Source organism: Methylomonas sp. 2F7 (genome assembly GCF_057126975.1).
The window spans coordinates 4,657,027-4,670,845 of record NZ_CP195203.1; the positions used below are offsets into that span (position 1 = coordinate 4,657,027).

The 13,819-nt window shown below is 49.4% G+C and carries 15 protein-coding genes; 10 read left to right on the plus strand and 5 right to left on the minus strand.

Annotated features, from left to right (window positions below):
- The 3 genes from ACR64Q_RS20990 to ACR64Q_RS21000 form a co-directional block, all read right to left on the minus strand.
- Positions 1-900 (minus strand): plasmid partitioning protein RepB C-terminal domain-containing protein, encoded by a 900-nt coding sequence (locus ACR64Q_RS20990; protein WP_205452425.1) that lies wholly within the window; start codon positions 898-900, stop codon positions 1-3.
- Complete coding sequence (locus ACR64Q_RS20995; protein WP_313733024.1) at positions 897-2,462, minus strand: recombinase family protein; 1,566 nt, start codon at positions 2,460-2,462, stop codon at positions 897-899. The genes ACR64Q_RS20990 and ACR64Q_RS20995 overlap by 4 nt, the downstream gene beginning before the upstream one ends.
- A 140-nt stretch (positions 2,463-2,602) precedes the next feature.
- Positions 2,603-3,058, minus strand: a complete 456-nt coding sequence (locus ACR64Q_RS21000) for a hypothetical protein (protein ID WP_313733025.1) — start codon at positions 3,056-3,058, stop codon at positions 2,603-2,605.
- On the opposite strand from ACR64Q_RS21000, the gene ACR64Q_RS21005 reads away from it, so the two are divergent.
- The 4 genes from ACR64Q_RS21005 (at position 3,044) to ACR64Q_RS21020 (ending at position 6,855) form a co-directional block, all read left to right on the plus strand.
- A complete protein-coding gene (locus ACR64Q_RS21005; protein ID WP_313733026.1) occupies positions 3,044-4,213 on the plus strand; it encodes a Fic family protein in 1,170 nt (389 codons plus the stop codon). The two genes, ACR64Q_RS21000 and ACR64Q_RS21005, sit on opposite strands and share 15 nt — an antisense overlap.
- A 982-nt stretch (positions 4,214-5,195) precedes the next feature.
- A complete protein-coding gene (locus tag ACR64Q_RS21010; RefSeq protein WP_313733027.1) occupies positions 5,196-5,834 on the plus strand; it encodes a hypothetical protein in 639 nt (212 codons plus the stop codon).
- A 103-nt stretch (positions 5,835-5,937) separates the two neighbouring features.
- Positions 5,938-6,546, plus strand: a complete 609-nt coding sequence (locus ACR64Q_RS21015) for a hypothetical protein (RefSeq protein ID WP_313733028.1) — start codon at positions 5,938-5,940, stop codon at positions 6,544-6,546.
- A 99-nt stretch (positions 6,547-6,645) separates the two neighbouring features.
- Positions 6,646-6,855, plus strand: a complete 210-nt coding sequence (locus ACR64Q_RS21020) for a hypothetical protein (protein ID WP_313733029.1) — start codon at positions 6,646-6,648, stop codon at positions 6,853-6,855.
- 39 nt (positions 6,856-6,894) lie between these two features.
- Here the strand turns inward: ACR64Q_RS21020 and ACR64Q_RS21025 are convergent, their stop codons facing one another.
- Positions 6,895-7,062, minus strand: coding sequence for a helix-turn-helix domain-containing protein (locus tag ACR64Q_RS21025; protein WP_081733815.1), 168 nt, complete (start codon positions 7,060-7,062; stop codon positions 6,895-6,897).
- Between the two features lie 71 nt (positions 7,063-7,133).
- Between ACR64Q_RS21025 and ACR64Q_RS21030 the strand changes: the two genes are divergently transcribed.
- From ACR64Q_RS21030 to istB, 4 genes are all read left to right on the plus strand, one after another.
- Positions 7,134-7,598: a helix-turn-helix domain-containing protein gene (locus ACR64Q_RS21030; RefSeq protein ID WP_231499624.1), complete on the plus strand. Its 465-nt coding sequence runs from the start codon at positions 7,134-7,136 to the stop codon at positions 7,596-7,598.
- A gap of 327 nt (positions 7,599-7,925) precedes the next feature.
- Positions 7,926-8,414 (plus strand): TnsA endonuclease N-terminal domain-containing protein, encoded by a 489-nt coding sequence (locus ACR64Q_RS21035; RefSeq protein WP_313733030.1) that lies wholly within the window; start codon positions 7,926-7,928, stop codon positions 8,412-8,414.
- Between the two features lie 179 nt (positions 8,415-8,593).
- Positions 8,594-10,069, plus strand: coding sequence for an IS21 family transposase (gene istA, locus ACR64Q_RS21040; protein ID WP_409521147.1), 1,476 nt, complete (start codon positions 8,594-8,596; stop codon positions 10,067-10,069).
- The gene (istB, locus tag ACR64Q_RS21045; protein ID WP_313732341.1) at positions 10,062-10,799 is read left to right on the plus strand and encodes an IS21-like element helper ATPase IstB; all 738 of its coding nucleotides are present in this window, start codon (positions 10,062-10,064) and stop codon (positions 10,797-10,799) included. Before istA ends, istB begins: the two co-directional genes overlap by 8 nt.
- Positions 10,800-11,196: 397 nt before the next feature.
- On the opposite strand, the gene ACR64Q_RS21050 is transcribed toward istB, so the two are convergent.
- Positions 11,197-12,048, minus strand: a complete 852-nt coding sequence (locus ACR64Q_RS21050) for a YicC/YloC family endoribonuclease (protein ID WP_026602767.1) — start codon at positions 12,046-12,048, stop codon at positions 11,197-11,199.
- Between the two features lie 55 nt (positions 12,049-12,103).
- On the opposite strand from ACR64Q_RS21050, the gene ACR64Q_RS21055 reads away from it, so the two are divergent.
- Positions 12,104-13,009, plus strand: a complete 906-nt coding sequence (locus tag ACR64Q_RS21055) for a serine/threonine protein kinase (RefSeq protein WP_020484023.1) — start codon at positions 12,104-12,106, stop codon at positions 13,007-13,009.
- A 57-nt stretch (positions 13,010-13,066) separates the two neighbouring features.
- Positions 13,067-13,816 (plus strand): ribonuclease PH, encoded by a 750-nt coding sequence (rph, locus tag ACR64Q_RS21060; protein ID WP_026602768.1) that lies wholly within the window; start codon positions 13,067-13,069, stop codon positions 13,814-13,816.
- Positions 13,817-13,819 lie beyond the last annotated feature (3 nt).

The window sequence follows — 13,819 nt, forward strand, 5'->3', positions numbered from 1 at the left end:
CTAATGGCCTCCCGCCGATACACGCTCTGCCAGGTATTTCGGCAGCGTTTCCAAGCTTTCGGCGCGCAGCAATGTTGTAAAATTTTCATCCGCGAGCAATTCTCGCAAGGCGCCGACAACGAACATCAGACGTTGTTGGGCAAATTCCGCCTTTTTGATCATCAGTTTTTGGCGGTCGACTTCCTTTTGATAACTTCTCACCAAGCTGATCGTCGTAACCTCTTTGGGCGTTTTGCGCGGTGCTGCATGTGCGATGGATCGCCCTAGACTTTGGCGTTGTAAAATAACCTTCCGCGCCTGAGTCAACTGCTTGCCTCTTAACTCACCCGATTCGTAAGCCTCCTGGAGAGCGACTTGTACATCTTTTTCGGCGTTGCCGACGTTTGCAATTTCTAGCGCGGTATTTAAAGGGATTCGTCCGCTTTCAACGGCGACAATCAACCGCTCTTCTCCTTGATCCAGTAACATCAAAATGCCTTGGACATAACAGGCGCTTAACCCCGTTTTTTTGGCAATGATTGCCTTGTCATAACCCTGATCCCTCAATTGCTGAATGCCGGCCAATAACTCAAGCGGTCGACATTGGCGGCGGGCAATGTTTTCCGCCAGGCTCATGATGAAGGCGTCTTCATCGTCGACCTGAATGACTTGCGCTGGAATTCTGGTTTCCCCAAGTTCTTGATAGGCTTTGAGTCGCCCCTCGCCACAAATCAGCAGGAATTGATCTTGGCCATCCGCAGAGAGGCGGGGTGTCACCGTAATGGGCTTCTTGAGGCCAATGGTTTTGATGTTGTTAACGATCTCGCCAAAAACACGATGATTACGATCACGCGGGTTGAGTGCCACAATCAGTTCAATGGGAATCATGTGGACACTACCTTGCCGATGTTGTTTGGTCATGCCGCTCTCCGGATCCGGCTGCGTTCGGCCATGCCGTACAAGTAATCAAGTGTGTGGAACCTGTAACTTTCGAATTCAATGCCGTTGTGTTCACCGAGACTGATCTTGGGTATGCCGAAATCCAGCTTCGGCAATAAGTAGTAATCCAGAGGCGCCTGATTAGGTTGGTCCAAACGGACTACGATGGTGATATCTGGGGCCAAGCTGGTATCGAATCTGACTTTCCAGCGATAATGGCCGTTATCGAGAGTCTGGCACCGAGCCAGGACAACAGAGACTGAAAACTCGCGATTAATCAGCAGCAGATCGGTGGCCGGATCGCGCTCGACACTGCCACCGAGGTTGGCAATTTTCTGTTCGGTTTGCAAAACAATCTGCGGGTGGAGGCGGCGAAGGAACTGATTCACTTCGAGATAGCGGTAATCCCGGTCAGGGTTAAAACCGACGGTTTGGTAGGCACGGATCAGACTGCCGAAGTGGTGAACGTAGGCGGCTTTGGACGGCATGTCATCGGCTTCGTCGATGATCAGCCCTGAGAGGAAGCCTCGGCGTTCGTAGAGATTGCGCAGTTTTTCGATCAGTTCGTCTTTGCTGTATCGATGTGCCCGCACCCGAATAATGCCTTGTGCCGTGTAGAACAGCTCCGGGGAAACGATGCCTTCAAAAGCGCCTTCCTTCTTGATCCACATATCCGGCGAATTAACGATGCGAAGCTTTTTTAGTTTGAAGGATATGCGGTTGTAAATATTATTCCCGATGTACTTCTCGTTACTCAGGACCTCGCGAACGGTACCGCGCGTCCAGTGACGATCCTGGTCGGTACGGACACCTCGCTCATTCAGTCGATTGGCTATTTCGGTTTCGCTGATGCCTTCATCGACGAACCATCGGTACATCTGATTGACGACCTTAATTTCATTATCCGGACCCGGCATCAGAATGACTCGATCGGTCTGTAGACTTTTATGTTCGCCTCTGGCTAGTTCGCCTTTGTGTGCGCCCGATTGATCAATCAATACCCGGCGTAATCCATAACCGGCAGGTCCGCCTTGGCGGAAGCCCATCTCTATCAGTCGGCACTGCCCCGCAAATACTTTGGTGGATAGTTCGCGACTGTATTCGCCGGCCATCGCGCGTTTGACGCCTTTGACGATGGTGGATACCGGTGAGCCGTCGTTTTCGAACTGCTCAGCGCAATAGGCGACCTGGATGCCGGCGCGGCGGCAAATATATTCGTAATAAGCCGACTCGTCGGCATCCTGAAACCGCCCCCAGCGACTAACGTCATAAACCAAGATGACTTGAAATTCCTGAGTACCGGCTTCGACATCCTTGATCAATTGCTGTAAAGCCTGTCGACCATCAATCCGTAATCCGCTTTTACCCTCGTCAGCGTAAGTTCGCACGATTACCAGGTTACGTCGGGCGGCATATTCTCGAATTTTGTCACCCTGATTTTCCGTGGAATATTGTTGGTGTTCCGTCGACATCCGCACGTATTGAGCGGCTTTAAGTGCAGGAGGATGCCCACTATCGGTTTCATTGGTATCGTCTGATTGCATAGCCCATCCCGTAAGCGCCAATTTGCATGTTGTCCTTGTTCAGCCTGATCCAAAGCCAGTCAATTCGGATCAGATGTGTCCAGTTTCAAGGACTTATTTACGTGTAACGGTAATATCAGCCATTGGTAATGTCTATCAGGTCATCTCTTTGCAATTTTCACGGAACCCGAGCAAACACAGGCATGCACCGTGATCTCTACGATCCACACGTCCATCTTTGCAATAGGGTCGTCTGACTTGCGGCTCAGCTGATAGATGCCTGGAGGTACTGAATTAACAGGGATTGACGCATCCCTCTTTGCAATTACGCTGGCAGTCGCTTGCCGATTTCGTCCCCGTTGCAAAGCTCGATTTCGCTCGACATACTTTGGATGTGATTTGCGATATTGACGCCAATAGTCCGGATTGCGATCAATCCAGGCCTGCTGTGCGCGATTCTGGTTATCTAGATAATCTGGGTCATTCTGCAATTTGTTCCGCTGCCACTGCTTTTTACGTTGGCGCTGGCAACCGATAGCTGAGCAATAGGATTGATGTGGGGTTTGTGGTCGAGGCTGAAATAGCTGGCCACATGCAGGGCATTGTTTGTTCTCCATGAAACACTCCACGCAAAAACCTGTATAGAGCATGGAATTGCCGCTTTTGGGTGTAAATGGGTGTATTTATGGATAATGGGTGTTATTGGGCGTAAGATTGGTCACATGATAAATTCTGACACCATCCAGATTACCCCGGAGATTCTTGGCTTAATCGCCAAAATTGATGAGTTCAAAGGTGCCTGGCGTGCATTGGGCACACTGGCGCCTGATCGCCTTTCCGCATTGCGACGAGTCGCAACGATTGAAAGCATCGGGTCATCCACTCGCATTGAAGGCAGCAAATTATCGGACCGCGATGTTGAGCGCTTGTTGTCGAATTTGCAGATCAAGACCTTTACCACACGAGACGAACAGGAAGTGGCGGGTTATGCCGAAGTCATGGATTTGGTATTTGCTTCCTGGGCGGACATCGCGCTGACCGAGAACCATATCAAGCAATTGCACCGCGACCTGCTGGTCTACAGCGAAAAGGATGCCTGGCATCGTGGTAACTACAAATCGTCCTCCAATAGCGTGGTTGCTTTTGACGAAAACGGATTGCAACTTGGTGTGGTATTCGAAACCGCTACGCCCTTTGATACCCCAAGATTAATGACCGAATTGGTCACGTGGACTCAGGAAGAACGCAGTTTAGCGCAATTGCATCCGTTGCTATTGATTGGTTTGTGGGTAGTTATTTTCCTTGAAATCCATCCTTTTCAAGATGGTAATGGCCGATTGAGTAGGGTGTTGACCACATTGCTGCTTTTACAAGCAGGTTATAGCTACGTGCCTTATAGCTCGCTGGAAAGCGTCATCGAAATGAACAAGGAAGCCTACTATCTGGCGTTAAGACAGACCCAGGGAACGATTCGAACCGAAGCGCCGAACTGGCTACCTTGGCTTTTGTTTTTCTTGCGTTCGCTTGCCGAGCAAATGCGTCGCCTCAACAAAAAAGTTGAGCGTGAAAAATTGGTTCTGGCGCCGTTGCCCGAGCTATCGCTGCAGATTGTCGAATTCACTCGAGAACACGGTCGCATGACGATGGCAGATGCCATCAGACTAACTGGAAGCAATCGAAACACCCTGAAGCAACACTTCAGAGCGCTGGTTGAGCTGGGACACCTCAATCAACATGGTAGTGGTCGCGGTGTTTGGTATGAGCTTCGCTGATCCAAAGGGAATCTCGGTTCAATTGCGGAATCGGGAATTGAACCCCTGCCAAAACTAGCCTGCATCGACCCGCAATAGCAGAGCAGACGCGGTTTGTTTCAAGTGGCGACACCACCCCAATTAAAAAAGCCGAACTGATCTCAGTTGGACTTTTTTATTGCCTGTTACTGCGAGTTCATGCACACGTAATGTGTTACTAGATTGGTTTGTTTTTTGTAAGATATTGAATTTTAATGATTAAAATCAATTTATCAAAAATTATGAGAATTTTGTTAAGTTTTAACCTTTAATTATGAGATTTTTTAAAGAAATGAAAATCTCATAATTTATGCAACTGGTTGATTTTTATGAAGGTCAGTTTTTCAGAAATTATGAGATCCGACACGAGTGACACAAAAAATGAAAAGTGTGCCAAATTAGTGAAAAACTAATGACACAAAAAATGAAAAAATCCGACAGTTCTTGCTCATTTATTTCAAACTGAGCACTCGCGAGGCAGGTGCCCTTTCTTGGGATGGTACCTGCTCTCCTAAATTGATTTTGATTGTCAGGATTTTTGGTTTGATAGGGAAAAATCTAGGGGAATGGAAAAAATGCATATAGTGTGTCGGTCAATTCTGGCAAAAGCAGTCTACAGCAGCCATATTGATTCAATTGTGCACTGAATGCCACTGCATATTCCCGGCGGCGGCCTATACCAGCGCAGTATTCCACCCCAAACCATCCCCAATTCCAATATGTTTGCGACAGTACAGAGCGAGGATTTTTGATAACTTGAACTGTCGCTATCGACCCTTTGCCGCCTATCGCCTAATGTGATCCAATGACAGCGATTGAATCGTTACCTGTCATAGCAGCCTATCATTGATGATATACATAAGGGAAAATCATATGCTGATCAATAAATTATCTTGTCGAAGGTCTTTTTTGTGGATATACAGAATTTTCTAATTATTAGTTATGCCTTAAGGATTGAACACTGATGCCCGGTATTGCAAATCTCAACATTGCTCAATTTCAAGGCAAAGTTAGTCGCTTTGCTGCGAAGTACGTGGATGATTGGAATTGTTGGCTAAACACTCAACAAAATGCGCGTCCTCGGCAACTCGGCGCTGTCCTACGAAGATGGCAAGCCTGCCGTCCAAATAGAATGCGACGTACGGAGATCGAAAACACGCACGATGAGCCATATCTCGAAAATTTAGTCGATCAAGCAGCGCAATATATACAGGTGTTACAAGCCTTTGAGATTAGAGAGGAAGCATCGTTTTCAGCTGAAAATTGCACGGCACTTATTGAGCTTTGGAATATTTTTCAAAATCTGTCATATCATGGCCGAGCAAGAAACGGGCTTGCTGGAATAGTGGGCATTTCAAAGGCTGTATTGTTGTTAAGTGATGGTCGCGTTGGGCCAGCCTTCGATTCTGAAGTTAGAGGCAATCTTGGAACAGGAAACGTGATTAACTCGAATCAATGGATTGAAGCACTCAAAATCGCGAATCAAGATATTAAGGCATTTGAGAGGAGCAACCAAACTACAATCCAGCAAGCTACACCTCAGCAGTATGCACACCTGAATACTGGTCGAATCTATGATATGGCGCTCGGTCCAGGTGCATGATTGGCATAACAATGCCGTCAACACGGACGCATTTTTCGTTCGCAGCGCTAACTACAAATGCGCCAGGTACGACTGGCGTTAGGCATGTGATTCAACTGTTTACATGAACGCTGCAGAACACATAGTCGACGCGTACTTTCGCCTGTGCCGCAAGTGCTTCACGCTGAGCGATTTGAAAGTCGAGCAAGGAAACAATAGGCAGTTCGCTCTGCTTGCGCATGACTTGGCCAATGGCGAATCGTTTCACATCGAAGTTGGTGTGACACATCGTCCAAATTGGTGTCCTACAGTCAAGGACCTTGAGTCTCGATTCGACAAGAAGTTTTTCGGTGCAGCGCCGCAACGTGACGGCGCAAGCACTGGTCGCACAGACCATGAAAGGAAAAAGAACTACTTTGAGCAGATTGAGGCCACCTATCGTCAGGTTGGGATTGACCCAGCGAAAGTGAAGCGAGTCTGGGTGTGCTGGCTCGTGAAGGGGTGCGATACATCGGCGCCGCTTCATCGCACGATCAGGTCAGATGCACTAGGACGAGAGTTTGACGTAGAGATACTCGGACTCCGAGATCTTGTACTCCCCAAACTACAGGCGAAGATTGGCACCTCAAACTACGAGGACGAAGTTCTGCGGACTCTTGGCTTTCTCAAGCAATCGAGCGACCAGAAGGCTGCAACTGCGAAAACAACTCGCCGGCCAAGTGCAGATGCCTAACTGGTCGTTCAAACGGAGCGCCAACGACATGGCGCCCGGTTTACTCTGCGTTGAATGGCTGCTCCGTAGTCATCTTCTGTCATTCACCCAACAAGCGCTATGGTCGCCGATACACCAATTATTATTGAACGCCTGCTGGTGGACATCGACGAAATCGTCCGGCTGGTGCGTTTTCCCGGTTGGCAAAATACCTTGGCCGGCGAGCGGGAGGTCAAAAAGGCGCTACGCAAATCCTTGTTCAAATACAAACTGCATGCCGATGAGGAGCTGTTTGAGAAGGCGTATAGCTACATTCGACAGTATTACTGAGTACTTCCGATCTAATCGAATTTGATCCTTAGGTCGTATTTATCCCTTTTGAGATTTCAACATCTCCGCCGGCGAGACCGATAACGCGTCCGCCAACTTGCAAATATTCAGCAGGGCAATATTTCGTTTTCCCCACTCTACTCCGCCTAAATAACTTCGTGCCATGCCGCATGCCGGTGTGAGCTGTTCTTGAGGCCAGCCACGCATTTTTCTGAGTTGGACCTTGTCCGGTAAAAAAGCTTACTTGTCAGGTAAAAATACTTGACAAATAATTTTTTTTGAAAATTGAATTTGCAAATCAGAAAAAAATTCATTACCCTCGTCGCATGTTACTTGGATTAGGAAGCATTGTGACCCCATTCGGTCTCTTTTTAGAGAAAATCAGGCGTAGTCGCCAATTGCAACAAAAACAATTGGCTGCAGACTTGGGTGTTCAGGCTTGTTACATCAGTTCACTGGAAAAAGGCCGAAAAGCACCGCCATCGAAACAAGTATTGAATAAGCTGATTATCGCTTTGGATTTGGACAAAGATGAGCAAGCTTCCTTATGGGACAGTGTAGAACAGTCCCAAAAGTCATTTCAATTACCGGATGGCATGATGCTTGTTGAATATCGGATGATCAACGAATTGCGGAAACAACTGGGAAGGTTAACCGAATTACAAGTTGCGATAATCTTGAATGTCCTCGCCCTAGGTACACCTACAAGTAAACAATCCAAAGTAAGGAGAATCGATATGTAAAGTGCAGCACGGAACAAACCAGTCGGCTTGCCCCGCACTGCAAGCGAAGTAGATACCTCGCCCTCGGAAAGCTTAGTATCTCCCCGCTCGTAGTTCTCGTCAAGCCTATCCTGGCACAACTTACCACTAACAGAAAAAGTCATTACCGAACACGGTAAGGAATCGTTATGTCTATAAATTCGTATGGCGGGCGCAATAGCGCCGGTCAGGGTGCCGCATTGCGCCTGAATATTACGCCACAACCCAAAGCGGAGCGGGCAAGAGAAGCCCGTGACACGGTCTCGTGGACTGGTCCGTGGTCAACACTCATCGACCAAGATGAATTGCATGATTGGGTGGGAATCACAACTGGAACAAAAAGCTTGTTACCACTTTGAGTTTTCCCCAGTGGTCAAGGCATTTAGAGAGCAGCCGCAAACCTTCTACCTACCAGCCTCAATGGGAATGTTCCGATATACGCCGGACTTTGAGCTGATCTTGCATAACGGCGAAATTTGTTATGTTGAAGTAAAGCCGTTATCTAAGTTGTTCACGCCGAAAGTACTGGAGCGGCTACAGGTAGCCCACCAGATTCTAGCCGAAAAAGGCTACCACTTCATCGTCTTGACCGAAGACGAATTGAATTTTCCCCATCGAATCCGGAATTTTTCAAATCTAAGACCGTACCTGCGTTTCCAGATTCCCGCTCATATTTCCGAACAGGCCAAGGCTTGGGTGGAACAGGCAACTGATCCAACCTTGGAGGCTTTAAGTCGATTTTTGGGTTTCCGGTCTACGGCCTTTGCCCTTCTTGCGCAATTGCATAGCTGCGATTAGTAACCCTGCCTTTAAATACCGTAGGCTTTAACGCCTGTTCGGCGACAATTACCCTGTCCGGTTTGACGACAACTATCTTGACCGGTTGACTGATACCAAGGACAACGGTGAGTTTCACTTTGATAGGGAGCTCACTCTTGCCTGGAAAACGTATCACTCGACATCAAGAGAGTTTATATATGAGCAAACGTCAACGAGGCCAAAGCCAGCAAACCGCGGCGGCGCAGGCAGCTATTTCTGAACGGTCTGGCCGCAGGATAGAAAAAGGGGAGCGCGTATCAATTCCGGGTGAACGCCATTGGCGAACGCGTGAAGATCCTTTGGAATCTATTTGGCAAAAGGAATTGGTGCCTCTGTTAGAAAAAGAATCGCAGCTCACCGGCTTGACGCTTTGGGAATATCTGGAAGATGAGCATGCTGGGCAATTTCCCTTCAGTGTCTTGCGTACTCTGCAGCGCCGCGTCAAACACTGGAAAGCCACCCAAGGCCCTGAGAAAGTGGTGATCTTTCGCCAGTCAGTGCCTGCCGGTCAGCAAGGCTTATCGGACTTCAGTCATCCGAACACGACCATCACCCTCCAGGGCAAAGTCTTTACGCATCTGTTGTACCAGTTCCGCTTTGCCTACAGTGGCTGGCGGTATGTGCAGATTGTGTTGGGCGGTGAAAGTTATTCGGCCTTGGCCGATGGCCTGCAGTCAGCATTAATGCTGGCCGGCGGCAGTCCACTTGAGCATCGTACTGACAGTTTAAGTGCGGCGTTTAATAACCATCGAGATGAGCAGACACTCACCCAGTCTTATGAGGCGCTCTGTACGCATTATCGATTACGGGCCACCCGCAATAACTGCGGCGTCAGCCATGAGAATGGCGCTATTGAATGTGCTCATGGGTCCTTCAAGCATCGCCTGGATCAAGCCTTAAAGCTCAGAGGGAGTAGCGATTTTGCTGACATCAAAGCCTATCAAGCCTTTCTTGATCACGTGTCTGAACGGTTAAATAGACGGTGCCAAGCCCGGTTTAGAGAAGAGCAATTAGCCTTACAGCCCTTGCCGGGTGGGCGATTTATGGATTATAGCGAGCTCAGCCTGAAGGTGACGAGAAGCAGTACCGTAGAAATTAAACGCGTGTTGTATACCGTGCCTTCACGGCTGATTGGCGAGCACGTCCGGGTGCATGTATACCATGATCGCTTGGTCATGTTTGTCGGCCAAGCCTTAACCGCAACACTCCCGCGTATTTATCCGAAAGCCGGTCAAGAACGTGCGCGACGCATTGATTACCGGCATCTTATCCATAGTTTGTCTGCCAAACCACAGGCCTTCCGGTTTTTACAATTCCGTGATGATTTGTTACCCACCGACATTTATCGCCAGTTATGGCTGCATAGTGACCGACAATTAGATGCCCGAGAGGCCTGTAAATGGATGGTGGGCGTACTGAGAATCGCTATGGATCATGATTGCGAAGAACGTTTGGGCCATGAGTTGCTGACGACTATCGAACAACATCAGCCACTGCCCAGCCTTAAGGCCTTACAGGAACGTTATTTAGGTCAGCACCCTGTGCCTTCGATACCCGCGCGGCAACATGACTTAGGCAGCTATGATCATCTGTTACAGGGTAGTTGGCATCAACCGGAGGTCGGTTATGCCTGAAACCATCGAGTTATTGCTCAAGCAGCTCAGACTGCCTACCTTTATCCGCCATTATCAAAGTCATCAAGAACAGGCGCTTGCCAAAGGCTATGGCCATGTCCGCTATTTGTCGGGGTTGTGTGAACAGGAAGCGGCTGATCGTTATCAAAAACGCGTGCAAAAATGGACTCGAGAAGCGGGTTTACCGGCGGGGAAAAGCTTCGCTAACTTGAATCAGGCAGAACTCAGCACCGCCGTGCAGCAACAGATTGCCGCCTTGAAAGATCATACGGACTGGGCTCATCGTGCCGGTAACGTCTTATTGATCGGCCCGTCGGGTGTCGGTAAATCGCACATTGCCGCCGCTATTGCCCATCAACTCATCGAACAAAACGTCCGTGTGAAATGGTTCTCAGCGGTGGCACTGGTGCAAAGCTTGCAGCAAGCCAAGCGGGACCTGGACTTAATGACCGCGATGACACGCCTGGATAAATATCAAGTGCTGATTGTGGATGATATTGGCTATGTCAAAAAGACCGATGCAGAAACCCAAGTGCTCTTTGAATTCATTGCCCATCGGTATGAAAGTGGCAGCTTGATCATCACGTCAAACCAGCCCTTCAGTCAATGGGATCACATCTTTCCAGACACCATGATGACGGTTGCAGCGATTGACCGCATTATCCACCACGCCACCATTATTGAAATCGAAGGAGAAAGCTATCGGAAAAAACAGCGTGTAAAAAAATAACCCATTATTTTTAACAAAAACCGGCCAGGGTAATTGACGTTAAACCGGAAAAGATAATTGACGCCGGACAAACGCCCTTGAGGGAACAGAGCCTGTCGAAGGGCGCGCCAGCCTGGGCTTCGATGAGCTTAGCCCGAACGGAATACCGGTGATAAATAGGGCCGGGTTAATAAAAACGTGTGCAGTTTCTCGGCTTTGCGTCAGCTGGTGGTCCGGCCGCTTTGTGGTGTCGTAATCAAAGGCTGGCGTTTAACATCGGCAAAAGGTTGATCGAGGCATTCCCATGCTCGTCTGTCAGGCGCTCCCCAGGGATAACATGAAACTGCCAGGCATAAAAAAGCCGCGATTTACGCGGCCTCTGGTGTGGTGTCGAAACTGTCCGGGACAGTCTGAAACATCATTCAATATTCTGAATTTGCTCTCGCATCTGCTCGATCAGCACCTTCAAATCGATGGAAATCTGCGTCATTTCCCGGTCAGCGGACTTGGAGCCCAAGGTGTTAGCCTCCCGGTTCATTTCCTGCATTAAAAAATCCAGACGGCGGCCGGTGGGTTCCGGTTGTTTCAAGGTGCGCAGCACTTCGGCGACATGGGTTTCCAAGCGATCCAGTTCTTCGGCCACATCAAGTTTTTGCGCCAGCAACACCAACTCCTGCTCCAAGCGATCAAAATTAGGTTCGGCCACCATCTCCAACACCCGGCTCGTAAGCTTGCTACGCAGGTTGTGCAACACATCCGGCATACGTTTGTGGGCCGCTTCGACCAACAAATTAATCTTTTGACAACGGTCTTCCAGAAGTTGCGCCAGTTGCGCGCCTTCGCGGGCGCGGGTTTCCAGCATTTTATCCAGCGTTAAGTCCAGCAACTGGACAATTTTTTCGCGTAGCGCTTCCTTGTCGGTTTCGGTTTCTTGTTGCACTCCCGGAAACGCCAGCACCTCTAATGCGGAAAACGGCTGCGGATTGCTCATCAACGCTTCGATACCCGCGGTAGCCGTCAGCAACTTTTCGATTATTTCCCGATTGATATTGAAGCTGTTATCGCTGGCTTGCTTTTTGTAACTCAAGGCGCATTCGATTTTGCCGCGCTTCAGTTTGTCGGCAATCAGGCGGCGGGCGTCGGCTTCCACAAAGCGTAGTCGCTCGGGCAACTTGACGCTAAGATCGCTGTAACGATGGTTGACCGAACGTAATTCGCAAAGGATGGTCAGATTGTCGGCGCTTATTTCGCCGTCCGCGAAAGCGGTCATGCTTCTTATCATTTTTCACCTATAATCGTTACGCTTAACCCGCCCAGCTTTGCACATGGCCGAATACTACGATCCAGAAACTTATCCCAAGGAATGGAATTACCTTCAATCGGGAACCATTATAGATCAGTACATGATCGAGCGGGAATTGGCGCATGGTGGCTTTAGCTCGGTGTATCTGGCCAGGCAGTTGGCCGATCAGATTCAGGTAGCGATTAAGGAATATTTACCCCGCAAGCTGGCGCACCGCACCTGGAATAATCTGGTCGTACCCAATAATGAGGAGGCCAAGACACTGTTCATGCGCGGCCGCTCGTTATTCTTTGAAGAAGCCAAAGTGCTGGCGATGCTGAAGCACCACAATATCGTCGATGTGATTAATTTCTTCCAGGCCAACGACACCGTGTATATGGTGATGACTTACGACTATGGCATCACGCTAGACAAAATCCTGCACAAACGCAGCCTGCCGATTAACGAAGACTTCCTGTTGACCGTATTCAAGCTATTGCTGACCGGCGTGGAAGCGGTGCATCAAAAAGGTCTGGTGCATCTGGACATCAAGCCCGCCAATATTCTGATCCGCAGCGAAAACGACCCCTTGCTGCTGGATTTTGGCGCTATCCGTAAAATCACGCTGGACCCGCAGCGCAACCGGGCTAAGGTGCTGACTAACGGTTATTCGCCTATCGAACAATACGATAACAATGGCAATCTTGGGCCTTGGTCGGACATTTATGCGGTGGGCGCCAGTATGCGCGCCTGTTTGGATTATAAAATCCCGCAGCCCTCGCCGGATCGCATCAAACAGGACGATTTAGCACCGGCCGTGAAGGCGCATAAACGGCATTTTCCCGAGTATTTACTGAAAGCCATCGATTGGGCCATGGCGGTTTTTCCAGAGAATAGACCGCAAAGCGTGGCAGAGTTACAGCAGGCTCTCAGTCCCGGCAATAGTTAAAAATCCGCCCGGTAAAGCCAGTATAATGCCGGCAATTTATATACCAGCGAGATGAATATGAGACCAAGCGGACGCAACCCCGATCAACTGCGCGAAATACGCTTCACCTGCAATTACACCAAACATGCCGAAGGCTCGGTGTTAGTGGAGTTCGGCGATACTCGGGTTCTATGCACCGCCAGCGTCGACAACAGCGTTCCTCGCTTCTTGAAAGGCAAAGGTGAGGGCTGGGTAACCGCGGAATACGGCATGTTGCCGCGCTCCACCCACAGCCGGATGGACCGCGAAGCCGGCCGCGGCAAACAAGGCGGCCGCACCCTGGAAATTCAACGTTTGATCGGCCGCTCCTTGCGCGCGGCCATTGACTTAAAAGCCCTGGGTGAAAGCACCATCACCATCGATTGCGACGTGATTCAAGCCGACGGCGGCACCCGCACCGCGTCCATCACTGGCGGCTTCGTCGCTTTGTCGATTGCTATTGAACATCTGTTAAAAACTCACAAAATCAAGAAAAACCCGCTGCATGGGCAAGTGGCTTCGGTATCGGTGGGGATTTATAACGGCGTACCGGTGCTGGATCTGGACTATGCTGAAGATCATCAAGCCGAAACCGACATGAACGTGGTGATGAACGAAGCCGGCCACTTCATCGAAGTGCAAGGTACCGCCGAAGGTCATGCGTTTAGAAAAGACGAGCTTAACGCGATGCTGGAATTGGCCGAGTTCGGCATCAATCAGCTGCTGGAAAAACAGCAAGCGGCATTGCGGGAAGCGAAAAAGCCAGCCCCGCTGCGAGTCGTGCTGTAAAAG

Coding starts and splice junctions, on each gene's coding strand:
- ACR64Q_RS21055 (WP_020484023.1), top strand. CDS start 12,104: ATGGCCGAATACTACGATCCAGAAACTTATCCCAAGGAATGGAATTAC.
- ACR64Q_RS20990 (WP_205452425.1), bottom strand. CDS start 900: ATGACCAAACAACATCGGCAAGGTAGTGTCCACATGATTCCCATTGAA.
- ACR64Q_RS21050 (WP_026602767.1), bottom strand. CDS start 12,048: ATGACCGCTTTCGCGGACGGCGAAATAAGCGCCGACAATCTGACCATC.
- ACR64Q_RS21035 (WP_313733030.1), top strand. CDS start 7,926: ATGATTGGGTGGGAATCACAACTGGAACAAAAAGCTTGTTACCACTTT.
- ACR64Q_RS21025 (WP_081733815.1), bottom strand. CDS start 7,062: ATGCGTGGCTGGCCTCAAGAACAGCTCACACCGGCATGCGGCATGGCA.
- ACR64Q_RS21000 (WP_313733025.1), bottom strand. CDS start 3,058: ATGGAGAACAAACAATGCCCTGCATGTGGCCAGCTATTTCAGCCTCGA.
- istB (WP_313732341.1), top strand. CDS start 10,062: ATGCCTGAAACCATCGAGTTATTGCTCAAGCAGCTCAGACTGCCTACC.
- istA (WP_409521147.1), top strand. CDS start 8,594: ATGAGCAAACGTCAACGAGGCCAAAGCCAGCAAACCGCGGCGGCGCAG.
- ACR64Q_RS21010 (WP_313733027.1), top strand. CDS start 5,196: ATGCCCGGTATTGCAAATCTCAACATTGCTCAATTTCAAGGCAAAGTT.
- rph (WP_026602768.1), top strand. CDS start 13,067: ATGAGACCAAGCGGACGCAACCCCGATCAACTGCGCGAAATACGCTTC.
- ACR64Q_RS20995 (WP_313733024.1), bottom strand. CDS start 2,462: ATGCAATCAGACGATACCAATGAAACCGATAGTGGGCATCCTCCTGCA.
- ACR64Q_RS21015 (WP_313733028.1), top strand. CDS start 5,938: ATGAACGCTGCAGAACACATAGTCGACGCGTACTTTCGCCTGTGCCGC.
- ACR64Q_RS21020 (WP_313733029.1), top strand. CDS start 6,646: ATGGTCGCCGATACACCAATTATTATTGAACGCCTGCTGGTGGACATC.